Raw genomic sequence first — 23,923 nt, forward strand, 5'->3', positions numbered from 1 at the left:
AAGTGGGCCAATGGCAAGGAAGATGCCCGAATCATCTTCGAGAGCCTTGCCAAGGCAGGGCCGGACTTTATTCACATCACCGAATATGATGCGACGCGCCCGGCTTTCGATGACGGAGAGACACTAACGGAGCTCGCCAAGCGCTACACTCACGTTCCCGTTATCGCCAATGGTCAGCTAGGTGAGCCGGCAAAGGCGGAAGAGCTCATCGCGAATGGCAAGGCCGACGTGATCACCTTGGGTAAATCAGCGTTGGCGAACCCTTCCTGGCCGAAGCGAGTGATGGAGGGTGAACCGGTTGAGGAATTTGACTTCTCTATCCTCCAGCCTCAGGCATACATCAAGGAACATGAACTTTAGAAGCTTCCTTGGCCGAGCAGTCCTGTTCGGCCTTGGTCACAGCCCTGAAGTGACAGCTCGATTGTTGCTGCGTACCGCGTAGGGGAAGTCGTTGCTGAGTCAGTTTTGGACGAAAGCTGTCCGTACAGTCGATGCCTTCCTGAATACCTGCAGAACCTCCACCTCGCTATCCGTGGTTGATTCCAATCTGGTTGACCCATATTTGATCAATGGAACAGATTATTTCTGTGCACTTTTCTCAAACGGAGCATGACGTGAGAGCTATCGCCACTACCGGTCATCCCGAAGCAGCACCCGAGCAGGCCTTCCAGATTATCGAGCGCGAGACACCCCAGCCTGGTGAGTGGGATCTGCTTGTGCGTATCGAGGCAGTTTCGGTTAACCCCGTCGATACCAAGATTCGTCGGGGTGCATTCCTGCCCAGGGATCAGCAGCATGTGCTTGGCTGGGACGCAGTCGGCCATGTGGAAAGCGTGGGCAGTAACGTGACAGGATTTGCTCCAGGCGAACGTGTCTATTATTCAGGCGAAGTCGAGCGGCCTGGCTGTCATGCCGAATACCAGCTTGTCGATGCCCGCCTAGCGGCTAAGGCACCACGCAACTTGGCGCCCGAAGAAGCAGCAGCAATTCCCTTGACCGGCCTGACCGCTTGGGAAGCACTCTTCGATAAGCTGAAGCTAGCCCAAGGCGCCGACACGCATAGCGACGAGACTCTCCTGATCATCAACGGGGCTGGTGGTGTTGGCTCGATTGCCATTCAGCTAGCGCGCCAACTGACCGGTATCAAGGTGATTGCGACAGCTTCTCGCGAGCAGTCTGTCGAATGGTGTCGTTCCATGGGGGCCCATGAGGTTGTCAGCCACCATGATCTGATCGATAACATGCAGCGTGCTGGCTACACCGAGGTCGATTACATCTTCAACTGCCATGACATCGGTGATCACTGGGACAACATGAACACCCTAATTCGTCCTTGGGGGCACATCGTTGCGATTGCAGAGACAGACAAGGCCGTTGACCTTAATCTGCTACAGGGCAAAGCAGTGACATTCAGTTGGGAGTTCATGTTTGCCCGGTCTTTGCATGGCCATGATATAGCGCACCAGGGCAAAGCCTTAACAATACTGGCCGAGCATCTCGATGCAGGCAGACTTTGTTCGACCCGGAGTGAGGTGGTCGGACCGCTGACCCCAGAGAATCTTGGTCGTGCACACAGGCAACTTGAGGAAGGCCATACTATTGGCAAGCTTGTGCTTACGGCCTTGCCTCCCGCCTGAAGGTTGCGCTAGATGTTGAATGCCCGGCCATCGGCCGGGCATTTTGTTGAGGGCCATTGAGGCATTTCGATGTAGGCCCGTGCGACTGCTGATCAGGATACTAGCTTGAGTGGGCAGAGGTGACATGGGCCTCTATAAGCTTCTGGCTTTATTGGCGCCCCGATAGGATCCGAATTTATAACCGGATCTTAGAAGAAGCGTGTCGAGTATTCAGAAACAGACTAGCAACCTTTCCAACAATACTTGAATGCCCTAGGTGGAGATGCCAAGCTTAATTGTACTTTTGTAACAATAAGAGACTGGATGGTAAATTATGAAGCCATTGACGCTTTCCGGTTTTGTTATAACGCTATGCTTCGCTGCTAATGTTGATGCTCGTGATCTCCCAAGCATCGCTGCTGAAGGGTATTGTTTGGAAGTCGCGGAATATGAAGGCGGCAACGAAGAGGTGTATGACGGCTGCATAGATCTTGAAAAGAACGCTTACGAGCACCTGATGAAGCATTGGGGAGCCGTCCCTGAAGAAATAAAGAAGCATTGTGTAGCTATCGCCATGTCTGGCGGAGAGAGCTACTCGGTGCTTGAAGATTGTGTTGGCTCGACCACAGCAGAAATAAACACCTCACCTTCAGGCCAGGAAGGGCACGGGTAACAGGAAGGCCACGGGTAAGTAGTGCCGGAAGCGCATGTAAAGAAACATCAGTGTCGTACGTGACGAATATAACGCGTCTCACTTAAGGGGAGGGTGGGTTTTGCGTATCAATTCGCCAGGAAGGAATCTGGCGACGCCTGCACCGCAAGGGGAAATGTTCGGGTGCGCTGCCTGTAAGAAAGTGAAACTGCGGCGTCCCTGCCGCTAATCGATCAAGCTAGTTCAGATGAGTTCTCGCTCAGGAGCACTCAGCCACGAACCACATTGCGTACCGGCACTGGCCCAATCCTCCCCTATTCGAGCAATAAATACCCGGTCTCTCTCCCCCATCAACGGCATCAGCTTGTCTCTAAGGTGCTCGGAGCTGATCTCAATCTCAATCTCAATCAGGTAACATGTATCGGTCACGTGTTTGCATGGATAGACCTGTAGCTGATTGCAAAATGCCTCGTACTCCTGGGGAAGGAGGAGGTCGAAAACAACCAAGTAAGTTGCCATCTATGGTCCTGCGCTTAGGGGGTAAGAGTTGCTTGTTTTTCGTGGCGATTCTTTATCGGCCGAACCAATGCCGGGTTCAGTGTTAGAGAGCATTTTGCTGATATCTGTCAAGAAAATAAGGCAGGCGCGAGGTCGCCTCGTCTGTAGCTCAGGCGAGGCGAGTAGAACCTTCATAGATCAGCAGCGTGCAGGGCAGCCGTCAGCAGTGCAACGGGGCAAAGTTCATGAGCCGGCTCGGGGACATGGCTTCACTTGGCATTGCCGGTCGGCTGCATGGAGGCTTTTTCAAGCGCCTGGGTGATTTGCTGTATCGCGGCGGGGCCGATGCCGTTGACCTTCGCCAGGCTGCCTTCCTCAAGCGCTGAGTTAACCTCTGAAGCCAGAACAAGGTCTAGCTCGTTGAGTTTCTTGATGAGCCTGGGTGGAACATCAAGATCTTCAGTGCGACGGCAGTTATGTTCTAACCGCCACATGGACGCCAGCTCATTGGCGGCCGCTACCGCAAACTCTCCATAAGCACCGTTCTCAACTTCATTGAACAGGCTGCAGAACTTGAGTTCATGCTTGTCTGTTTCATCCAGAGGCCAGCTGCTAAGCATGTAATGCTGCTCTGGTTGGCTGATGTGCACTTGGTTGTTGGCCAGTGTAACGACCATCTTGCCATCGTCGCTGACGCGTTCCGAGTGTTCCTCCCTGTGTGCGGCTTCCCGCTTTTGACTGGGCTGGCGTCGTTTGGGACTCTTCTTTGCTGCCTGCTTCTGCAGTTCCTGCTGGGCGAGATGCTTGGCTTGTTTTGCGTCCCGCCGGGCTTGCTCGAGCTTGTCGCTGAGCCGCTCGTTGCGCGCTCTCAGTTGAGAGGATTCTTGCTTGGCCTTGTCACGCGATTTGCCTGTCTGCTTTACCTCGCGCTCAAGGCGAGCAACATCGGCACGCAGCTGATCGACTTCCATCTGCAAGGCAATAGCATGGGTAAGCGGGTCGTCGATCGTGCTGCGGTCAGCGGGGTTGGTCATCTAGATCCTCATGGGCTGGGTTGGGTAAGGGACTATGTGTCATCCCTGCGTAACGTTGTCCTGCCTTGTGGCAGGGGGAGTGAAACGTGGTGCGGAGCCATGGCAGGCATACCGGCGCTAGCCTGTTTCCTGATCAAGGATCCGCCTCAGCGTTTTATTCGTTTGGCCGGCTGTACAGCGTGGCGTGCCGGTTAGCAAAAGTAGGCCAATGATACGTTAGAGAGGGGAATGACTCACCCCTCTCGAGCCGTTTGGTGGCTGCCCGGCGCGACAAGGCGTTATAAGAAGTGACGGCAGCGTTAAGGTCAATAAGGAAAGGCTAATGTAAAGCTGCACCTAGTTATGGGGTCTTTAAGATAAGCGAAAGCTTTGTGGCGTTACTCACAAGCATGGATGAGCGAACCTAGAGAGCGACGATACTGACGTCGAGCGCGTGTCGCTAAGGCCTTGCCGCACCGACCTGAGAGTTTCGTGTTCAATATGCAAATGACGGGAGCGGTTAAGAAAACCGTCATGAAGGGTTGTTATCCTCGGCCCCGGATGAGCCAGACATAGGCAGGAGGCCTGTATGTTCAATCTCTCAAGGGAAGTGACCTGTCCGCACTGCAGCGCTATCAATCGCTGGGAGGGAAATGATCCCCAACCCGAAGACGAACTGACCTGTCTGCGGTGTCGACGGTTCATTACCAGCCACGAAGACTATATCCATAGTCTGGTGAAACAGGAGGTGTCTCGTACTATGCAGCGTTACGCCTACCGCAGCGTCTCCCGAGACCTTTCGCTTCTGAAGCTGGCGCTCATGGATGCTCCACGACCAAGCGTTGAAACGCTGAGTTACTGATTAGGCATACGGCGGCATTCATTCTGAGAGTCGTAACCTAGGCCTTCCCGGATTCGGGGAGGCTTCGTCGTTTCGAATGGCCTGCTTGTTCACGCTGGGAAGAACAACCAAACTCAGGCAAGCATGCCTAAAAGTATTGACCTACCAGCAAGGAGGCTGTCATGAGACCGTATTCCGCGTTTGGACATCTCGCTATCGTTGCGATTGGCACTTTTATCCTCACTGCAGCCGGTTGCAGCACCCCCAGCGAGAGGGAGCAGAAGGTTGCTGGTACTGCAGCTGCGGCGGATGAAAAGCCGGAGCCGATGTCCAGCAGTAACATTCTTTTTGTCATCGAAACGATCAACCTGGGCGAGGCTGAGCAGGCTGAGCTCGCCTTGCAACATTCCCAGAACGAAGAAGTTACCGAACTGGCACGGCGCATCCTGCAGGATCACACTGCATCGACCCAAGTCGTGAACGAACTGGGGCAGGGCATGGGCACCGAAGAAGGTGCCTCCAGTTCAATCAGTGACGGGATCCAATTCCAGGCGAACGCTTTCCTGGAAGACATGGCGGGACTGACCGGGTATGAATTCAACAAGACCTATCTGGAAAAACAGGTCGTGCTGCACGGCGTTGCGCTGGATGTGGTACGAACGCAACTAATCCCCAACGCCGATGAGCGGCAAGTGCTCGATTATCTGGAGAAATACCACAACATGCTAGAGGCACACCGTAAACAGGCGCAGCAGAGCTTGAAAAAGATATTGGAATCGAGGGATAGCTAAAATGAAAAGCGCCCCGATCAGTCAGGGCGGGGCGCAGCAGCTTCCTGACGTATACCCAATTGCAGGTCAGGCCCCGCCGATTCCACGGATGACATAACCTGTCCCGCCACAATCAGGACACTCCTTGCCTTCTAGCTGGCCAGTGCCGTCACACTTGCGGCAGATATCTTCACCCGTGCCCGGCGTTCCCGGTTCGGCTTCATCGCCCGGTTCCATGCCTTCGTTCCGCTCATCATTATGCGTCACCATGTCATGCCTCCTTGGAGATTCGCTGGCCATAGGGCGTCACGTCCAGACTTACTATCTACCCTAGAAGTGAAATGAGGCGTTGACCAGTCAGTAAAGGCGGCTTGCGTCAGGTAACACTCAGTGTTCAGAGCAGGGCGAAACAGGGGTAAGGCCCAGCTCGAACAGACAAGGGCGTGCTAGAGCATTACCTTGTCGCAACCGGGAGGTCTTCAATTGGCGCGCTACCGCCATGGCTATGACTCTACACGCCCCAGCATCAGAAATTCGAGCAGAGCTTTCTGGGCATGCAGGCGGTTGCCGGCTTCCTGCCAGACCACGGCACGCGGGTCGTCGAGCAGGGTTTCACTTATCTCTTCGCCGCGATGGGCCGGCAGGCAGTGCAGAAAAATGACTTCCTCCGCCGCCTTGTCGAGCATGGCTTCGGTGACTTGAAAACCGGTGAAGGCACGTTCGCGCTCGCCTTGTTCCTCTTCCTGCCCCATGGAGGCCCACACATCGGTCGTGATCAGGTGAGCATCGACAACGGCCTCCTGCGGATCACGCAGAAGCGTGACGCGGTCGCCAGCTGCGCTCAGGATCTCGGGGTCGGGATCGTAACCTTCAGGGCAGCATACACGGAGCTGGAAATCGAACTGACGCGCAGCGTTGATCCACGAGTGGCACATGTTGTTGCCGTCGCCGATCCACACGGACGTCTTGCCCTTCACGGCGCCGCGACGCTCGGTCCAGGTCATGACGTCGGCCAATAGCTGGCAGGGATGATAGTCATCGGTAAGTGCATTGATTACCGGTACCGTGCTGGCCTTGGCAAAGGCTTCCAGGCCGGCATGGGAGAAAGTGCGGATCATGACCGCATCGACCATTTCCGAGAGTACCCGGGCAGTATCCTCGATCGGTTCACCCCGGCCCAATTGAGTATCGCGCGGCGACAGGAAAAGCGCATGACCCCCGAATTGCGCCATGGCGGTCTCGAACGACACACGGGTCCGTGTCGACGACTTCTCGAAGATCATCGCCAGGGTACGGTTGGTGAACGGCGTATAGGTAGGGCCTTGGGTCTTGAGGCCATTCTTGATGCTGATTGCCCGGCGGATCAGATAGGCGAGCTCTTCCGGGGTCAGGTCCAGCAGGGTTAGAAAGTGGCGTGTCGCCATGGCAAGCTCCTGTCATCGACATACCGCTAACGAAAAAGGCGCCGAAGGAGCGGAAGTGCACCGTCGGCGCCCGGGCCACGACATCTGGATGCCTGACCGCGCGAAAGGGAACCATCCTATCCAGTGCCGGGTCACAGCGCAATGTACGGCATGCATTCTTGCACTTGCGGGGGCTGCTTTCGGCCTTCGGCATTAGTAGAATGAAAAGCACGCAAAATCATTCATCCGGCAACGCGGCATCGCGCTGACCCGCCCGGTGCCCCGGAAAGGAACGCCACATGAGCACCACTCTGGAGAACATCAAGCAGCAGATCAGCGAAAATCCCATTCTGATCTACATGAAGGGAACGCCGCAGCTTCCGCAATGTGGCTTTTCCGCACAGACCGTCCAGGCGCTGATGGCGTGCGGCGAACGTTTCGCCTTCGTCAATGTCCTGGACAACCCCGATATTCGCGCTGAGCTGCCCAAGTACGCCAACTGGCCGACCTTCCCTCAGCTTTGGGTACACGGCGAATTAGTGGGCGGTTGCGACATTATCGTCGAGATGTACCAAAACGGTGAGCTTGAGAAGCTAATCAAGGACGCAGCGGCCAAGGCCAGCGCCGAACAGGACGATCAAGCCTGATCCAAACGAGAATCACTAGTTTGAAGGGCCCGCGGATCGATGATTCGCGGGCCTTTCTGTATCCACGAATTGATACGCTCGGATACGAAATGATCGCCAGAAATCATTGAAAAGACTGATTTCCGCAGCCACGCTGATTCAGTGAACGGCCGAAAAGGATCGGCTGTAAAGTGAGCATGACCAGGGAGGTTACGTACATGCAGGTCCCACTGGAAATCACCTACAACCATGTTTCCCGCTCCGACTGGATCGATGATTACATCAAGTCGCGTGTCGACAAGCTTGAGCATCTCAGCGACAACATCGTAGCTTGTCGTGTCGTGGTCGAGCAGACACAGAATCCACACCGGACCGGTAACCCTTACCGTGCTCACGTCGAAGTTTCCCTGCCTGCCAAGCGTGAGTTGGTGGCGGACAAGACGGATACGGTGACCGATCCACAGGTGCAGTTGCGTCCAATTATTCGCCATGCCTTCGAGGCGATGGAAAAGCAGCTGAAGAAGGAGAACGGCAAACGCGGGGGACGCAAGGTCAAGCATTACCATAGTGAGGAACCGATTCCGCCGGTTGCGACAGTGGTCCGCATGTTCGAGGAAGATGGCTATGGGTTTATCAAGAGCCTAAGTGGCGAGGAGTTCTATTTTCATCGCAACTCTGTGCTTCACAACGACTTCGAGCGCCTGACCGTGGGGACTCAAGTGCGCTTCGAGCCCGAAGAGGGAGAAGACGGACCCCAGGCTAGTACGGTTCAGATTCTGGACAAGCCCGGTGTTGCCGGGTCACAGGATGTCGAGAACGATATCGAACAGCCCGCCGGCTGGGAGCGCCGCCACTGAGTGATAGCGCGCGGGCCCGGACGAGGAAGCTCGCCGGGCCCCCGGGCCCAGATACCGATCGATTCTCTCCCTTACGGACCGAGCCGCTCTCTCCGGCGCGGCCTATTCGCTTTCCATGCTCTGCTCACGCTGGGCCAGTTCCCAGCCACCCATATCCTTGAAACGATTGACAATGGCGCAGAACAATTCTGCGGTACGCTCGGTATCGTAGCGGGCCGAGTGCGCCGCTGAATTATCGAATTCGATACCTGCCGCACGGCAGGCACGGGCCAGTACGGTTTGTCCGTAAACCAGACCCGAGAGTGTCGCGGTATCGAAGCTGGAAAATGGATGGAAAGGGTTACGCTTGATGCCGCAGCGGTTCACAGCGGCATTCAAGAAACCATGGTCGAACGAGGCATTGTGACCAACCAGAATTGCCCGGGTGCACTGGTTGGCCTTGATTGCCTTGCGGACTGGACGAAAGATTTCACCCAGTGCCTGGGCTTCATTGAGGGCCATTCGCTTGCGCAGCGGATTGTCGAGATCGATACCCGTAAAGTCGAGAGCCGCCTGATCGATGTTCGCACCTTCGAAAGGTTCGACATGAAAGGCAAAGGTGGCATCGGGCAGTAGATTGCCCTGAGCGTCCATGGTCAGGGTAACTGCTGCGATCTCCAAAATGGCATCGCGTTCGGCATTGAAACCGCCGGTTTCCATGTCTACCACAACCGGCAGAAAACTACGAAAGCGCTGAGCCATCAGCACGTGGGCGTTCGCCTCGGTCATGCACCTCTCCCAATACAGCGTCGATGGATTGCGGTCGCCCCGCGCTACATTGGCGGTGAGTTTAGCATCTTTGGCGGCATGGCGTCCCGGACGGCGGTGTTCGGCGCCGACAGCGAGCGTTATACTTGGGCGATTGAACCATCAGGCCCGGTTGCCGTGCAGTCGGGCATTGCTGCCTCATAGCGTCAAGCCAGAAAGTTAAGGAGCCCCGCATGTCCGATGTGAAAAAGGTCGTCCTCGCCTATTCCGGCGGTCTGGATACCTCTGTAATCGTCAAGTGGTTGCAGGAAACCTACGACTGTGAGGTCGTGACCTTTACCGCTGACATCGGTCAGGGCGAAGAAGTCGAGCCCGCCCGTGCCAAGGCCCAGGCGCTGGGTGTAAAGGAGATCTACATCGAGGACCTGCGCGAAGAGTTCGTGCGCGACTACGTCTACCCGATGTTCCGGGCCAACACTATCTATGAAGGCGAGTACCTGCTGGGTACTTCCATCGCGCGCCCGCTCATCGCCAAGCGCCTGATCGAGATCGCCAACGAGACCGGCGCCGACGCCATTTCCCACGGCGCGACCGGGAAGGGCAACGACCAGGTACGCTTCGAACTTGGCGCGTACGCGCTCAAGCCAGGCGTCAAGGTCATCGCGCCGTGGCGTGAGTGGGATCTCACCTCGCGCGAGAAGCTCATGAACTATTGTGAGCAGCACAACATCCCGGTCGACTTCTCCAAGAGCAAGAAGAAGTCGCCGTACTCCATGGATGCCAACCTGCTGCACATCTCGTATGAGGGCGGCATCCTAGAAGACCCCTGGGCCGAGGCCGAGGAAGACATGTGGCGCTGGAGCGTTTCGCCCGAGGCGGCACCCGATCAGCCCACCTACGTCGAGTTGACCTACGAGAAGGGTGACATCGTCGCCATCGATGGTGAGCGCCTGGCTCCGCACGAGGTGCTGGCCAAGCTCAACAAGCTGGGTGGCGACAATGGCATCGGCCGTCTCGACATCGTCGAGAACCGCTACGTTGGAATGAAGTCACGTGGCTGCTACGAAACGCCAGGGGGCACCATCATGTTGCGTGCCCACCGCGCCATCGAATCGATTACTCTCGACCGCGAGGCTGCACACCTCAAGGACGAGCTGATGCCCAAGTACGCCGAGACCATCTATAACGGCTACTGGTGGAGCCCGGAACGCAGGATGCTGCAGGCAGCCATCGACGAGACCCAGCAATACGTCAATGGTGTCGTGCGCATGAAACTGTACAAGGGCAGCGCCAGCGTGGTCGGGCGCAAGTCCGAACAGTCGCTGTTTGACGAGTCGATTGCCACCTTCGAAGATGATGCAGGCGCCTACAATCAGAAGGATGCCGAAGGCTTCATCAAGCTCAATGCGCTGCGCTTGCGCATCGCGGCAGGCAAGGGGCGAAATGCCGGCTAAGGCAAGGCCGGACGACATATCTTGGTAGACACCAGGGAGGTGCTATGCTCAAGAAACTGATCGATGGCCTGTTTCGCAGTGGCGATGTCAATGCCGAAGAGATTCCGGCGACGGATTACCGGGGCTACCTGATCACGCCGGACCCGCAGGATGCTGGTGGCCAGTATCGGGTCAGCGGCTGGATCCGAAAACCGATCGAGGGTGGCAAGACCCTTGAGCATCGTTTCGAGCGTTCAGACATGGTCGGCAGCCGGGAAGCCTGTGCCGAGCTGACCATCGACAAGGCCGAACGCTTCATCGATGAGCGTGGCGACGATATCTTCGAAAGCTGATCGGCATAGCTAAGCGTTAGAGAAACGGCACCCTTCTGGGTGTCGTTTTTCGTTTCTGGGCCTGAACGACAAGATGCTCGACGGCCGTTAAGAAATGATCCGCCTGAGGGAAGCGTTGACTAGCGGGATGGCGTAGCGCTGTTCCGCGCGCCATGATGACAGTCTTTCACGATGGCCAAGGGCTCACTTTCATGATCCAGGTACATCATCTGGAAAATTCGCGTTCGCAGCGAGCGCTCTGGCTGCTCGAGGAACTCGGCCTTGAGTACGCCATCATCGCATACCGTCGCGATTCCCACACCATGCTGGCCCCGCCCGAGCTCAAGAAGGTGCATCCGCTGGGCAAGTCGCCTGTGATCACTGATGGCGAGATCACCGTTGCCGAGTCGGGGGCGATCATTGATTACCTCCTAGACAGCTACGACACTCAGCATCAACTGTTCCCTCCTCACGGTAGCGCCGAGTACCGCCGTTATCGCTACTGGCTGCACTATGCTGAAGGCTCGGCAATGCCGCCGCTGGTAATGAAGCTGGTGTTCTCGCGCCTGGACAAGCCACCGATACCCGCGTTGATCCGGCCCATTGGCCGAATGTTGGCCAATGGTGTCAAGGCGCGATATCTCGACCCGCAGATTCGCCAGCATGCAGATTTCTTGGAGCGCGAACTGTCCAACTCGCCATGGTTTGCCGGGGAGCATTTCAGTGCTGCCGATATCCAGATGAGCTTTCCGCTACAGGCGCTCGAGGCGCGCGGCGGTTTAGGTGAACGCCCTAACCTCAAGGACTGTCTGGCACGCATGCGAGAGCGACCCGCCTATCAACGAGCAATAGCAAAGGGCGGGAAATTCACTCTTCCCGGATAAGTGATTCATCGAGCCGGCACAGGCCCGCTGCGTGGCTAATAGCCTGGCATTAGCCGGGAGCGCAGCAGGTAGAAGGCCCGTCCCAGCCATTCGTGTAGCGCTTGGGTGCTGTAATGAAGGTGATAGGCGCGGGGAACCCAGGCGGCGAGCCCCGGCGGAGGCTGACTGGCAAAGTCGGTAGGAGCCGGGATAACGACCATGCCGGCGTGAATGAACTCAGGCACGGCGCGCGGCAGATGCCAGGCTTGTGAAACCAGTAATACCGTACGGATGTCCTCGCGCTTGAGCATGGTTGCACTGAACGCTGCATTCTCCGCCGTGGTGCGGCTGCGGCTTTCCTGCCAACGGGCCTTGAGGCCGAACACCTCTTCCAGAGCCTGGGCCATGAGTGTGGCCTCGGCAATGGTTTCTCCATGGACGCGCCCTCCAGAAACCAGTAAAGGCAGCCCGGTCTGGCGCGCCAGCCAGGCCGCATATGCCAGACGTCGCCAAGTGGCATTGGCAGGAGCATCGCCCCAGCCGAACTCTGGTGAGTCGTAGTCGCGCCCTCCACCGAGAACGACGATCGCCTGCGCTTCCTTCAATTGGGCCGTTCTCGGCGGGTCATAGGGTTCCAGGCTCCAGCGCAGCAGGTAACTGGCCCAAGGGGTAGCCAGGATGAGCAGGGTGGCCAGGCCCAGTGTGACCAAGCCAATGCCCCAGCGTCGATGGTGGCTCCAAAGCCCCAGCCCAGCCAGGATCATCAGCGCATTGGCCATCGGAGGAAGAAACAGGTATTTCAGAACATAGAGCAACATGCAAAGTGGCCTGGTGGCTGGTCACACAATGTGCCAGCGCAAGCTGGCCAACGTTCAGAAGGTAACTCAGCTGCCGCGTTTCGCAAACCAGCCTAACGTCGTGTTCAGAACAGTTCGGTCTTGTCGGGGAACTCGCATAGATCCTCGATCACGCAGCTACCGCAGCGTGGCTTGCGCGCAACGCAGGTGTAACGTCCATGCAGGATTAGCCAATGGTGGGCATCTTGGCGGAATTCACGAGGCACGTGGCGCAGCAGTTTCTGCTCGACGTCGTTGACGTTCTTGCCGGTAGCGATGCGGGTGCGATTGGAGACACGGAAAATATGCGTGTCCACGGCAATGGTGGGTTCGCCGAAGGCGGTATTGAGGATCACATTGGCCGTCTTGCGGCCCACACCCGGTAGCGCTTCCAGGGCTTGGCGCGTCTTCGGAACCTCGCCAGCGTGTTGCTCGACCAGGATACGGCAGGTCTTCATCAGATTTTCGGCCTTGGTGTTGTAAAGGCCAATGGTCTTGATGTGTTCCTTCAGGCCGTCGATGCCCAGGTCGAGGATGGCCTGCGGCGTGTTGGCGACCGGAAACAGCCGCGCCGTTGCCTTGTTGACCCCAACGTCTGTGGCTTGAGCGGAGAGCAGGACCGCCGTCAGCAGCTCGAACGGCGTCGTCCAGTTGAGTTCGGTGGTGGGGGTGGGGTTATGCTCGCGCAGACGGACAAAGATATCGTGGCGTTTCTGGGCGTTCATCCGAGGCTCATCGTGTCAGATTCGGGAGCAGGAGTGTAACAAACCGTCGTCATCGAATGATGCCGGTCACTCGCACCCGACGATTTTCCTTTGTCGGTGTGGCCTGCTGACGATGACGCCGACGCTCCAGTCGATCGTCGATGACGTTCTTGGTGGCGATCAGTAATCCAGTTGCAAAGAACGCGCCGGGGGGCAGGACCAGGAACAGGAAGCTGTAATCGGCGAACACCGTTACCTGCCAATTGGCAGCTCCCGGGCCGAGCAGCAGTTCCATGCCGGCGAACAGCGTGCCCTGGCCGAACAGTTCGCGTACCGCACCGAGTACTACCAGTACGGCAGCGAAACCCAGGCCCATCATCAGGCCATCAGTAGCAGCGGGAAGCAGCGGGTTCTTGGCAGCAAAGGCGTCCGCTCGCCCGAGGATGGCACAGTTGGTGACGATCAGCGGAATGAAGATGCCGAGTATCTGGTAGAGGCGGAACGTATAGGCCTGCATCAGCAGCTCAGCACAGGTCACGAATGCGGCGATAATCATTACGAAGGCGGGCAGGCGAACGCTGGCCGGCACATGATGGCGAATCAACGAGACCGATACGTTGGCGCCGATCATCACCAACAACGTGGCCAGTCCCAGGCCGAGTGCATTGACCACCGTACTGGTGACTGCCAGTAGCGGACACAGCCCAAGTAATTGGACCAGGGCGGGATTGTTGCTCCACAGGCCATTTCTGGTGAGTTCGTTGAACTGGCTCATAGCGAAGCGTCTCCTGCGGGTCGGTCCAGTAGCATGGCGCGGTTGTCAGCAAAGTATTCAAGACTACGGCGCACGGCACCGACCACGGCACGGGGCGTAATGGTCGCACCGGTGAACGCATCGAACACTCCTCCGTCAGGGCGAACGGCCCATTGTTCGTCCGGCGGGTTGCTCAACGACAGGCCGGTGAATTGCTCGATCCAGCTGGCCTTACGGACTTCGACCTTGTCACCCAATCCCGGCGTTTCCCGGTGATCCAGTACGCGTACACCCGTCAGCGAACCATCGGCAGCGATGCCGACCAGCAGCGAAATATTACCGCTGTACCCGTTGGGTGTTACCACCGGCAGGATTACTGCACGGACTTGGCCATCGTGGCGCGCGCGCCAGGCGGTGAACGGCTCTGGCTGGCCCAGCGAGTCTGCGGCGGGCAAAGTGACGGCGCCATCAAGCAGGTCGTTGTCGTGCAGTTCTGCGGGCATTACCTGGCCCAGCGCCTGATATTGACTGGCGAGCCGGTTGTCCTGAATCCGCCCGGCTGTCAGGGAATGGGTGACGCCTACCACGCCGGCGGTCACCATGGCGAACAGGCTAAGCCCCACGGCACCGCGACGAATGCTGTGAGTCAATTCGCTCATGATGTTTCCTCGTCGCTATCGAGCTGTCGGACCTTGATGCCGCGGTTGGCCCTGGCATGCCCGTAAGTGCGAGGCTGGGTGTAGTAGTCGATGAATGGCACAGCGAAATTCATCAACAGTACGGCAAAGGCCACCGCATCCGGGTAGGCCCCGGTCGGACGAATGACCATGATCAGCAGACCGATGCCGGCACCGTACCAGAGTTTACCCCGGCGGCTGGTGGCGGCACTCACCGGATCGGTAGCAATGAAAAAGGCGCCGAAGATGGCAGCGCCACCCAGCAGGTGGAAGAGCGGACTGGCGAAATGGCTGGGGTCGATGGCATACAGCACGGTAGCCATCAGCGTCAGGGTACCCAGCAGGCTCACCGGGATATGCCAGGTAATGATGCGTTTGACGAACAATATGCCACCGCCAACCAGCCAGGCCAGGGCGACATTGTTCCAGGCGCCGAGCGTGCCGGAAGGCAGCGGATCGGAGGCCCAGAACTCACTGGCAAGTATCATCTCGCCCTTGTGCTTGAAGGCATCCAGCGGGGTGGCGCCGGTCATGGCATCGGTTGGGCTGGCGAGCCCCAGTAAGTGGCGTAGCGCTTCACCCGGAGAAACGGCTTCTTGTCCGAACAAGCCATGAGGCGCGGCCCACTGTGTCATCTCGACCGGAAAGGCAATCAGCAGCAGGGCATAGCCGACCATCGCCGGATTGAAAGGGTTCTGGCCCAGTCCGCCGAAGAGGTGCTTGGCGACAACGATGGCAGCGACCATGCCTACCAGGATCAGCCACCAGGGCACGAGTGGGGGCAGTGAAACGCCAAGCAACACGCCGGTGACCAATGCGCTGTTGTCACGAAGCGCCATGCCCAGCGGGCGCTGGCGCAAACGCAACACGCCGGCTTCCAGCATGATACCCAGCATGGCGGCCAGCAATACGTTGAGTAGCACGCCCCAGCCAAAATAATAGGTCGCGGTTAACATACCCGGTAGGGTGGCAAGCAAGACCCAACCCATGACGCGGCCGGTGGACGTCGTGGCGCGGGTGTGCGGAGAGCTGGCGTGCATCAGGCTCATGGCGTCGAAGTGTCCTTCTGGTCATTGGCAGCACGCTCGGCCTCGCGCAAGGATTGTTGGGCGCGTTCCAGGTTGCCGTTGGCACGCTCGAGCTTCTGCTGGGCTGATGCCAGAGCCTCGTCATCGTTCTGGGTCTGGGCGTCCTGAAGCCCCTTTTCCGCCTTGCGGTAGGCGGCCTGGGCTGAGGCGACGGCGATCTTGCGTTGGCGGATCTGCTTGGCAAATTCGCCTTGGTTACTGGCTGGGGCAGAGGGCTTCTTGCTGTCGCCGTTGGTCGGTTCCGCTTCCGATACTGGCTGGCTGGCTGTCGAGGGCTGGGATTGCAATGAAGCCAGTCGAGCTTCAGTGGCGTGAAGATTTTCCCGAGCGGTAGCTAGTTGGGTTTCCAGGTCGTTCAAATCTGCCGAGGGGCTCTGCCCACCCTCGCTGGCACGAGCCAACGCTTTCTCTGCCTTTCTGGCCGCTGCCTTGGCAGCGGCCTGGGCGATTTTGAGTTTCTTGAGCTCGGCGGCGGCGTCTTGGCTTTCGTTCTGATGCGTGTCGCTGGCACTGGCGGGCGCGGCCGTATCATGTAGGCCAGACGCTGGGCGTGACGCCTTGGCCTGTTGCAAGCGAGCTTGTCGCCGCGCTTCCTTTTCGGCTTGCTCACGGGCCATGCGCGCCTGGCGGAATTCGAATCGGTGACGGGCATGTTCGGCCTTGCGCGCTTCCTGCTCGCGTAGACGAATCTCGCCCTTGGCGGCACGATAATACTGAACCAGAGGAATGTGGCTTGGGCAAACGAAGGCGCAGGCGCCGCATTCGATACAGTCGAAGAGGTTGAACAGCTCGGCCTTGTCGTGTTCCCGACTCTTGCTGTACCAGTACAACTGCTGGGGTAATAGCGAGGCGGGGCAGGCCGTCTCACAGGCGCCACAGCGAATGCATGGCTGCTCGACCGGCGCCGGCGGGAATTCTTTAGGCGTACCGGCAATTACACAATTGCCGGTCTTGACCAGTGGCAGGGCATCGCTATCCAGAGTAAAGCCCATCATTGGCCCACCCAGAATCAGTTGCGACAGCCGCTCGGGGCGTACGCCGGCAAACGTGAGCAGTTGATGCAATGGCGTGCCCAGACGAGCCTCCAGATTGCCCGGGCGGGCCAGCGCCTCTCCCGTCAGCGTAACGATACGCGAGATCATTGGCTCACCGTCGCGTATCGCCCGTAGCGAGGCCAACAGGGTACCCGGGTTGTGGCATAGCACGCCGACATCTGCCGGCAACCCGCGAGAAGGTACCTCGCGTCCGGTGAGCCGTTGCACTAGCTGGCGCTCGCCGCCACTGGGGTAGCGTGTCGCCACGACCTGGAGTTCGACGGAAACCGCATCACTTGGCAGATTCCGCAGGGCCTGGCGCAGCGCCACAATCGCTTCGGGCTTGTTGTCTTCGATGCCGATCAGGATGCGATTGGCGCCGCATAGCCGCGCTAACATGCGCGCCCCCTCGAGGACATCGCCAGGATAGGTGCGCAGCGTCAGATCATCGGCGGAAATGTAGGGTTCGCACTCTGCGGCATTGACGATCAGCGTGTCGATGGCATGGCGTTGGCGTACCTGCGCCTTCACCGCAGCCGGGAAACCGGCCCCGCCAAGGCCGACCACGCCGGAAGCCTGCAATCGTTCGATCAATGCAGCATCGCTTGCGGTTCGCCAGTCCAGCGAGGCCATGCGCAACCAGACATCGCTTTTGCCATCACCCTCAATAACGATGCTCAGGGCCTGGTATTCTCCTACCGCCGCCGATGGGTGTGGCACGGCACGCTCTTCAATAGCCGTTACGGTACCGGTGATGCTGGCATGTACATGCGCCGAGATCATGCCTTCAGCGCGGGCGACTATTTCGCCGGTGCGCACAGACTGGCCGACGGTAACCACTGGCTCGGCGGGCATACCGACATGTTGGGCTAGCGGCAGCACGACCTGAGTAGGCAATGGCGCTTCAATCAGTGGTGTCCGATTGGAAAGCGTTTTGCGCTCCGGTGGAAAGATGCCACCCGGAAAATCGAAATCAGCCATGTGCGCGCCCCTCCGGGGTGGAATGGGAGTCGCTGGCGATCAGTGTGGCCTCGATGCTACGTGAGGGTTGGTGTCCCGGACCGGGCGGTCGTGGCCAGTGCCATTGCTTGGCCAGATCGGGATGGGGCAACATGTCAATGCAGTCCACCGGACACGGATCGACGCACAGGTCGCAGCCGGTACACTCGTCGATGATGACGGTATGCATGTGCTTGGCGGCACCGATGATGGCATCCACCGGGCAGGCCTGGATGCACTTGGTGCAGCCGATGCATTCTTCCTCCCGAATGTAAGCGACCTTGGGGATGTCCTGCGCCTCGCCATCCAGCGGCTTGGGATCGCGACCCAGTAGATCGGCCAGGGCAGTAATGGTCGCTTCGCCACCCGGCGGGCACTTATTGATCTCGTCGCCTTGAGCGATGGCCTCGGCGTAGGGCTTGCAACCTGGGTAACCGCACTGGCCGCATTGCGTTTGTGGCAGCAGTTCATCGATACGTTCTACCACCGGGTCGCTCTCGACCTTGAAAATCTGTCCCGCAAAGCCCAGCAGCGCGCCGAATGTCGCCGCCAAGCTCAGCAGGGCGATGATGGCGGCGAGTATGCCGTGGTCGGTGAGCCATTCCAGCATCGTTATCCTCCCGTCTCAGGCATCTAGACCTGGACAAGCCCGCTAAAGCCCATGAAGGCCAGCGACATGAGGCTGGCCGTGATCATGGCGATGGCGGCGCCGCGAAATGGCTTGGGCACGTCGGCCACCGCCAGGCGCTCGCGCATCGCCGCGAACAGGATCAATACCAGCGAAAACCCCACGGCCGCGCCGAACCCATACAGGCTGGCTTCCATGAAGCTTGACTGGCGATTGAGTGATAGCAGCGCTACTCCGAGCACGGCACAGTTGGTGGTGATCAGCGGCAGGAAGATGCCCAACACTTGATAGAGCAGGGGACTGGTCTTGCGCACCATCATTTCTGTGAACTGCACCACCACGGCGATCACCATGATGAAGGCGATGGTACGCAGATATTCCAGTCCCAGTGGGGCCAGCAAATAATGGAATGTGAGGTAACTGACAACGGATGACAGGGTCAGCACAAACGTCGTAGCTAACGCCATGCCCATGGCCGATTCCAGTTTGTTGGACACGCCCATGAAAGGGCATAGTCCAAGAAACTGCACCAGCACGAAGTTATTGACCAGGACGGTACTGACCAGGATCAGGAAGTAATGCGTCATCGTAGCCAACCGCAGCGGAGTGGCGACCGGACCTTCTCAGTGGGCTTACCCCAAAGAAAATCGGTGCCTTGAGTTGAGGCCGGCATTATACGCGCCTCTTGCCGGGGGGCCTACCTTGATCGCGCTTCCCTGTCAGGACGTAACCTGTTCGCCCTCTGTGCTCACACGGTTACGGCCTGCCTGCTTGGCCGCATAGAGTGCGGCATCGGCAGCATCGATCAATTCCTGCGCCGAGCGCGATTGCTCCGGCGTGATATGACCGATACCGATGCTGACGGTTACGCTGCCTGCCTCACATGCGGGATGGGGGAGGCCCAATGTCTCGATAGCCAAGCGCAGGCTATTTGCCAATCTATTGGCGAGCGTGGCGCTACTGCCTGGAAGGATAATGCTGAATTCTTCGCCCCCCGTGCGTGCCACCAGCTGCAAGGGCTGAGAAAACTGGCTCTGCATGGTATCGGCAATCGCCTTGAGGCAAACGTCACCGGCCGGATGACCAAGGTGATCGTTATAGGCCTTGAAGCAATCTATATCGACCATCAACAGCGCCATAGGCTGGCTGCGACGCTGGGTCAGATTCAGGGCCTCCTCGAGACGCTGATCGAACAGGCGACGATTGGCGAGCCCGGTCAACGGGTCGTGATGGGAGAGCTCAACCAAGGAAGAGGTCTGTCGGCGCTGAAATTCCAGAAGTTGCTGAAACTCGCGGGCCAGCGTGCCGAGCTCGTCCCGACGCTTAAGCAGACCATTAGGCAGGGGGAGATTGTCATCTCGTGTCTGTAGTCTCTGCGTGAATGTGGCGAATTGGCGTAATGGCCGCAATACCATGCTCTCGAGCAGAATCAGGACAATCGCAATTACCGCCAACAACAGGCCCGCCGTCCAGAACTGAGCGTAACGAAAGGTGGCGAGCTGAGTGAAGAAATCCTTACGGGGGAGATGACTCTGCAGCAGCAGACTTTCCGACCCCGGCACACGGGTGATAGGCCGCGAAATCGTCATGAGATGGTCGTTAGGCCGATCCAGGCGTAGCCCTTGCCTGAGGTCTTCCTGAGAGGCGGATCGCAGCACAACTGGCAAGCCGGTCTGGTTCTCGACATGCGCTTGCCATTTCTCGTCAAGAAGTCGTATTTGAGCGAGCCAACCCTGCGGTGGGCCGCTTTCATCGGTACGCAGGATGGGGTAAAGGGCGATAAAAACGGGCTGTGGCGTGATGTCCATATACGCCATGCCTTCATCTGGCCGGTAGCGAACCAAGGGGCGTAATCGTTTGGCGGTATTTTCAGCCCAGGCGCATGCTCCCACGGTACCCGGGCATGAGGCATAGGCGTCGCTGACGGGGTCGATGCCGGCTGTCCACTGTATCGAGCCATCTGTCGCGAAGAACAGCATGAACTGATAGTTCATGTCCTCGAACATGATGCGGCTGAAATTCGATTTGGTGTACGACGTATGCTTCCCCTGCATGAAATTGTAAGTGTCATCCCAGGTAGCCCAGTCCTTGACCATGGCCAGCAGCGCGAGTCGGTCGCTATCCATGGTTCTCTCGAGGCGGTCGAGCTCGGCCTTCGCAAGCATGCGCTCTTCTTCAAGCAAGGCTGGATGAATAATGAAGTGAGCGATCAAGCCCAAGGCACCCATCGCAGCCAGGCAAAGGGCGGTCAACGCGAGCAGGAAGCGAAGACGCAGCGAGGAAAGACTCATGTGCATTGAGTTGCCATCGATTGAAGCCCCATCTCAAGGCCGATAAAAAACGCAGGGTATCGCATTGTTATCGGCCGTAAGGAGTGAGGCTTTAATCGTACCCACATCTTTCAAAGCTGATTCGACTTGTGTGGCCGGGAGAGCCTCTGACTAAAGTCGCATCGCTTAAAACTGTAGCCATACTACCATACTAGTCATACAAGGCAGGAGCGGAAGGATGCACGCCATGAACACTTCGCTTCGTACGATGTGGGAGGAAACGTCGCACGACGGCAATGTCCGGCAGCGCCTTTACAAGGTGCTACGGCAATCGATCATACGCATGGTCCTGGAGCCGGGACGGGCACTATCCGAAAAGGAAGTTGCCGATGCGGTCGATGTTAGCCGCCAACCCGTACGCGAGGCCTTCATCCGCCTGTCCGAATCCGGTCTGCTCGAAATTCGTCCGCAGCGTGGCACTTATGTCGTTCGCATCTCTCAGGAGGCTGTGCTGGAGGCGCGCTTCGTCAGGGAAGCCATCGAAGTTGCCGTAGCCAAGTCCGCTGCCAAGCAGGGGCTGGATGATGCCGTGATCAGCGAGCTCCGTGAGCTGATAGAGCGTCAGAAACGGTGCGCGGGACCCGAGGATTTCGACCGATTTTTTCAGCTCGATGAAGACTTCCACCGGACCCTGTCGTTAGGCGCGGGGCACACCTCGGCATGGCGCGTGACTGAGGAGGTCAAGGCTCAGCTCGACCGGGTACGCTACTTAAGTGTTCCCGACACGACACCATTGCCCAAGCTCATCGATCAGCACACCCAAATCGTCGACACCATTGCCGAGGGGGATGTCGAGAGGGCTGCACTTGTCATGCGTTCCCACCAGCGTGAAATCCTCCATTCGCTGCCCGACCTCGTGCAGCGTTTCCCGGAAATGTTCGAGGGTGGCCTCGAAAGACATGTCCAAGCGAAAGCCAAGGATCAATCATGAAAATCAGTGATGCCTACGTGATCGTCACCTCGCCGGGGCGCAACTTCGTCACCCTCAAGATCGTTACCGAGGCGGGTATTTACGGTATCGGTGACGCGACGCTTAACGGTCGCGAGATGGCCGTAGTTGCCTACCTTGAGGAACACGTATTGCCCGCTCTGATTGGGCGCGACGCCGGACAGATCGAAGATATCTGGCAGTACCTCTATCGCGGAGCCTATTGGCGGCGCGGCCCCGTGACCATGTCAGCCATCGGGGCAGTGGACATGGCCCTATGGGATATCAAGGCCAAGGCAGCCGGCATGCCGCTTTATCAGTTGCTCGGGGGCAAGAGCCGCGAGCGGGTCATGACCTATGCCCATTGCACCGGAAAGGATATCGATAGCTGTCTCGAAGAAGTGGCCCGCCACGTCGAGCAAGGCTACCGCGCCGTGCGGGTACAGGCAGGGGTTCCCGGTATACCGACCATTTACGGCGTGGCCAAGCGCGAAGGAGAGCGTTATGAGCCCGCCGATTCGGATCTGCCTGCTGAACACGTGTGGAGTACCGAGAAGTACCTGAACCATGTTCCCAAGCTATTTGCTGCGGTGCGCGAGCGCTTTGGCGATGATCTGCATGTATTGCACGACGTTCACCACCGCCTGACGCCCATCGAAGCGGCACGGCTGGGCAAGATGGTAGAGCCCTATCATCTGTTCTGGCTGGAGGACTGCGTTCCGGCCGAGAACCAGCAAAGTCTCAAGTTGATTCGCGAGCATACGACCACACCGCTGGCGATTGGTGAGGTCTTCAATTCGATCCACGATTACCGCGAGATGATCGAGAACCAGTGGATCGACTATGTTCGTACGCCGCTCAGCCACGGTGGCGGTATCACTCACGTACGGCGTATTGCTGATTTGGCGGCGCTCTATCACATCCGTACCGGGTTCCACGGCCCGACGGATCTGTCACCGGTGTGTCTCGGTGCGGCGATCCATTTCGATACCTGGGTGCCCAATTTCGGCATTCAGGAGCACATGCCGCACGACGCAGCTACTGATGCCGTCTTCCCGCATGACTACCGCTTCGAGGATGGCCACTTCCTGGTTGGTGAAGCGCCGGGGCATGGTGTCGACATCGACGAGGAACTCGCCAAGAAGTACCCCTACAAGCGTGCCAGCCTGCCGGTCAACCGGCTCGAGGATGGCACACTCTGGCATTGGTAAGCGACGTCATCCTATTCATTAACAAATTGAGGAGAGTGGATTCATGCAGGCGTTTCAGGTTCGTGCCCCCCATGACTTCGGCATCGTCGATATCGATGCTCCCAAGGCAATAAACGGTGAGGTACTGGTACGGGTCGCCTTTGCCGGTATCTGCGGCTCCGACATGCATATCATCCATGGCGATAATGCCTTCGTGCGCTTTCCGCGGATCACCGGGCACGAGTTTGCCGGGGTGATCGAGGCGGTTGGCGAAAGTGTCGAAGGTGTGGCGGTGGGGGAGCGAGTATGCATCGACCCGGTGATCAATTGCGGCGAATGCTACCCCTGCCGCATCGGCCGGCCAAACGTCTGCACTCGACTGGAGGTCATCGGCGTGCACCGCAACGGCGGCTTCGAGGAGCATGTCAGCGTGCCGGCGGCCAACGTACATCGGCTGCCTGAAAACGTCAGCCTCGATCAAGCGGCTCTGGTGGAACCCTACACCATTGCCGCCAATGTGCTCGAGCGCATGCAACCGCATGAGGGCGATGGGCTGCTGATATTCGGGGCCGGGGTTATCGGACTCACCATCCTTCAGGTTGCACGTGCCCAAGGACTCTCCGATATCACCGTATGTGACGTCATCGATACACGCCTCGAGACCGCACGCGAGCTAGGGGCCAGCCATACCGTCAACGGCCAGAAAGAAGATGTCGAGGCGGTAATGGCCGAGCGCACCGGAGGCGAAGGCGTGCCACTGATTGCGGACGCCGCTTGCGTGCCGTCGCTGTTCCCTTCGATCGTGCGTATGGCCTCGCCCGCTGGCCGCATCGGTCTGCTGGGGTTCAACGCTACGCCCAGCGACCTCGTCCAACTCGAGGTGATCAAGAAGGAGCTGACCCTGGTCGGTTCACGTCTCAACAACCGCAAGTTTCCCGAAGTCATCGAGATGCTAGCCTCCGGGCGACTCGATGCCACGGCGTTGGTCAGCCATCGGCTGCCCTTTGCCGAGATGAGTGAGGCGATCCACATGATCGACCATCACCCCGAAAAGGCGCGCAAGGTCCTGATCGATCTGAGCGCCTGATCCACCCACGACGATAG

At 58.3% G+C, this 23,923-nt stretch carries 26 protein-coding genes; 13 read left to right on the forward strand and 13 right to left on the reverse strand.

Going from position 1 to position 23,923, the window contains the following annotated elements; genetic code table 11:
- The 3 genes from F568_RS0108285 to F568_RS24890 all read left to right on the forward strand — a co-directional run.
- Positions 1-360 (forward strand): oxidoreductase (locus tag F568_RS0108285; protein ID WP_019018252.1); only part of this gene is annotated, 360 nt, incomplete at its 5' end.
- A 254-nt stretch (positions 361-614) separates the two neighbouring features.
- Entirely contained in the window at positions 615-1,637 is a 1,023-nt protein-coding gene (locus F568_RS0108290) for a zinc-binding alcohol dehydrogenase family protein (RefSeq protein WP_019018253.1), read from the forward strand.
- Positions 1,638-1,950: 313 nt separating this feature from the next.
- Entirely contained in the window at positions 1,951-2,289 is a 339-nt protein-coding gene (locus F568_RS24890) for a hypothetical protein (protein WP_156817386.1), read from the forward strand.
- Positions 2,290-3,035: 746 nt separating this feature from the next.
- On the opposite strand, the gene F568_RS0108305 is transcribed toward F568_RS24890, so the two are convergent.
- Complete coding sequence (locus tag F568_RS0108305) at positions 3,036-3,800, reverse strand: hypothetical protein (protein WP_019018256.1); 765 nt, start codon at positions 3,798-3,800, stop codon at positions 3,036-3,038.
- Between the two features lie 568 nt (positions 3,801-4,368).
- On the opposite strand from F568_RS0108305, the gene F568_RS22485 reads away from it, so the two are divergent.
- Together F568_RS22485 and F568_RS0108315 are read left to right on the forward strand one after the other, a co-directional pair.
- Entirely contained in the window at positions 4,369-4,641 is a 273-nt protein-coding gene (locus tag F568_RS22485) for a hypothetical protein (RefSeq protein WP_019018257.1), read from the forward strand.
- Positions 4,642-4,802: 161 nt separating this feature from the next.
- A complete protein-coding gene (locus F568_RS0108315; protein ID WP_019018258.1) occupies positions 4,803-5,411 on the forward strand; it encodes a DUF4142 domain-containing protein in 609 nt (202 codons plus the stop codon).
- 66 nt (positions 5,412-5,477) lie between these two features.
- Here the strand turns inward: F568_RS0108315 and F568_RS0108320 are convergent, their stop codons facing one another.
- Both F568_RS0108320 and argF read right to left on the reverse strand, forming a co-directional pair.
- Positions 5,478-5,660 (reverse strand): hypothetical protein, encoded by a 183-nt coding sequence (locus F568_RS0108320; RefSeq protein WP_019018259.1) that lies wholly within the window; start codon positions 5,658-5,660, stop codon positions 5,478-5,480.
- 233 nt (positions 5,661-5,893) lie between these two features.
- Positions 5,894-6,814 carry an ornithine carbamoyltransferase gene (gene argF / locus F568_RS0108325; protein ID WP_019018260.1) on the reverse strand — a complete coding sequence of 307 codons (921 nt, stop codon included), beginning with the start codon at positions 6,812-6,814 and terminating at the stop codon, positions 5,894-5,896.
- Positions 6,815-7,092: 278 nt separating this feature from the next.
- Here argF and F568_RS0108330 point away from each other — a divergent pair, with 278 nt between their 5' ends.
- Both F568_RS0108330 and F568_RS0108335 read left to right on the forward strand, forming a co-directional pair.
- Entirely contained in the window at positions 7,093-7,440 is a 348-nt protein-coding gene (locus F568_RS0108330; protein WP_019018261.1) for a Grx4 family monothiol glutaredoxin, read from the forward strand.
- Between the two features lie 197 nt (positions 7,441-7,637).
- Positions 7,638-8,276: an HPF/RaiA family ribosome-associated protein gene (locus tag F568_RS0108335; protein WP_019018262.1), complete on the forward strand. Its 639-nt coding sequence runs from the start codon at positions 7,638-7,640 to the stop codon at positions 8,274-8,276.
- Between the two features lie 102 nt (positions 8,277-8,378).
- On the opposite strand, the gene rnt is transcribed toward F568_RS0108335, so the two are convergent.
- Positions 8,379-9,044 carry a ribonuclease T gene (gene rnt, locus F568_RS0108340; RefSeq protein WP_019018263.1) on the reverse strand — a complete coding sequence of 222 codons (666 nt, stop codon included), beginning with the start codon at positions 9,042-9,044 and terminating at the stop codon, positions 8,379-8,381.
- Between the two features lie 212 nt (positions 9,045-9,256).
- Here rnt and F568_RS0108345 point away from each other — a divergent pair, with 212 nt between their 5' ends.
- From F568_RS0108345 to F568_RS0108355, 3 genes are all read left to right on the forward strand, one after another.
- Entirely contained in the window at positions 9,257-10,477 is a 1,221-nt protein-coding gene (locus tag F568_RS0108345) for an argininosuccinate synthase (protein ID WP_019018264.1), read from the forward strand.
- A 44-nt stretch (positions 10,478-10,521) separates the two neighbouring features.
- Entirely contained in the window at positions 10,522-10,809 is a 288-nt protein-coding gene (locus F568_RS0108350) for an HlyU family transcriptional regulator (RefSeq protein WP_019018265.1), read from the forward strand.
- A 191-nt stretch (positions 10,810-11,000) separates the two neighbouring features.
- Positions 11,001-11,672, forward strand: a complete 672-nt coding sequence (locus tag F568_RS0108355; protein WP_026300412.1) for a glutathione S-transferase — start codon at positions 11,001-11,003, stop codon at positions 11,670-11,672.
- A 35-nt stretch (positions 11,673-11,707) separates the two neighbouring features.
- Here the strand turns inward: F568_RS0108355 and F568_RS0108360 are convergent, their stop codons facing one another.
- The 9 genes from F568_RS0108360 to F568_RS0108400 form a co-directional block, all read right to left on the reverse strand.
- The gene (locus F568_RS0108360; protein ID WP_019018267.1) at positions 11,708-12,469 is read right to left on the reverse strand and encodes a YdcF family protein; all 762 of its coding nucleotides are present in this window, start codon (positions 12,467-12,469) and stop codon (positions 11,708-11,710) included.
- A 104-nt stretch (positions 12,470-12,573) separates the two neighbouring features.
- Entirely contained in the window at positions 12,574-13,212 is a 639-nt protein-coding gene (nth, locus tag F568_RS0108365; protein WP_019018268.1) for an endonuclease III, read from the reverse strand.
- A gap of 49 nt (positions 13,213-13,261) precedes the next feature.
- Positions 13,262-13,966, reverse strand: a complete 705-nt coding sequence (locus tag F568_RS0108370; RefSeq protein WP_019018269.1) for an electron transport complex subunit E — start codon at positions 13,964-13,966, stop codon at positions 13,262-13,264.
- A complete protein-coding gene (gene rsxG / locus F568_RS0108375) occupies positions 13,963-14,604 on the reverse strand; it encodes an electron transport complex subunit RsxG (RefSeq protein WP_019018270.1) in 642 nt (213 codons plus the stop codon). The genes F568_RS0108370 and rsxG overlap by 4 nt, the downstream gene beginning before the upstream one ends.
- Positions 14,601-15,671, reverse strand: a complete 1,071-nt coding sequence (gene rsxD, locus F568_RS0108380; protein ID WP_019018271.1) for an electron transport complex subunit RsxD — start codon at positions 15,669-15,671, stop codon at positions 14,601-14,603. The genes rsxG and rsxD overlap by 4 nt, the downstream gene beginning before the upstream one ends.
- Positions 15,668-17,725, reverse strand: a complete 2,058-nt coding sequence (rsxC, locus tag F568_RS0108385; RefSeq protein WP_019018272.1) for an electron transport complex subunit RsxC — start codon at positions 17,723-17,725, stop codon at positions 15,668-15,670. The genes rsxD and rsxC overlap by 4 nt, the downstream gene beginning before the upstream one ends.
- Positions 17,718-18,353 carry an electron transport complex subunit RsxB gene (gene rsxB / locus F568_RS0108390; RefSeq protein ID WP_019018273.1) on the reverse strand — a complete coding sequence of 212 codons (636 nt, stop codon included), beginning with the start codon at positions 18,351-18,353 and terminating at the stop codon, positions 17,718-17,720. Before rsxB ends, rsxC begins: the two co-directional genes overlap by 8 nt.
- Before the next feature lie 23 nt (positions 18,354-18,376).
- A complete protein-coding gene (gene rsxA, locus F568_RS0108395; RefSeq protein WP_019018274.1) occupies positions 18,377-18,958 on the reverse strand; it encodes an electron transport complex subunit RsxA in 582 nt (193 codons plus the stop codon).
- Between the two features lie 132 nt (positions 18,959-19,090).
- A complete protein-coding gene (locus F568_RS0108400; protein ID WP_169338664.1) occupies positions 19,091-20,662 on the reverse strand; it encodes a sensor domain-containing diguanylate cyclase in 1,572 nt (523 codons plus the stop codon).
- A 226-nt stretch (positions 20,663-20,888) separates the two neighbouring features.
- Between F568_RS0108400 and F568_RS0108405 the strand changes: the two genes are divergently transcribed.
- Genes F568_RS0108405 through F568_RS22490 form a run of 3 tightly spaced genes read left to right on the forward strand, consistent with a single transcriptional unit; the run spans position 20,889 to position 23,906 of the window.
- Positions 20,889-21,632 (forward strand): GntR family transcriptional regulator, encoded by a 744-nt coding sequence (locus F568_RS0108405; protein ID WP_051087950.1) that lies wholly within the window; start codon positions 20,889-20,891, stop codon positions 21,630-21,632.
- Positions 21,629-22,840, forward strand: a complete 1,212-nt coding sequence (manD, locus tag F568_RS0108410) for a D-mannonate dehydratase ManD (RefSeq protein WP_019018277.1) — start codon at positions 21,629-21,631, stop codon at positions 22,838-22,840. The genes F568_RS0108405 and manD overlap by 4 nt, the downstream gene beginning before the upstream one ends.
- A gap of 43 nt (positions 22,841-22,883) precedes the next feature.
- Positions 22,884-23,906, forward strand: coding sequence for a Zn-dependent oxidoreductase (locus F568_RS22490; RefSeq protein ID WP_019018278.1), 1,023 nt, complete (start codon positions 22,884-22,886; stop codon positions 23,904-23,906).
- Positions 23,907-23,923: the final 17 nt, after the last annotated feature.

This window comes from Modicisalibacter luteus DSM 23508 (assembly GCF_000378505.1).
In the GTDB taxonomy this organism is placed as follows: Bacteria; Pseudomonadota; Gammaproteobacteria; order Pseudomonadales; family Halomonadaceae; genus Modicisalibacter; species Modicisalibacter luteus.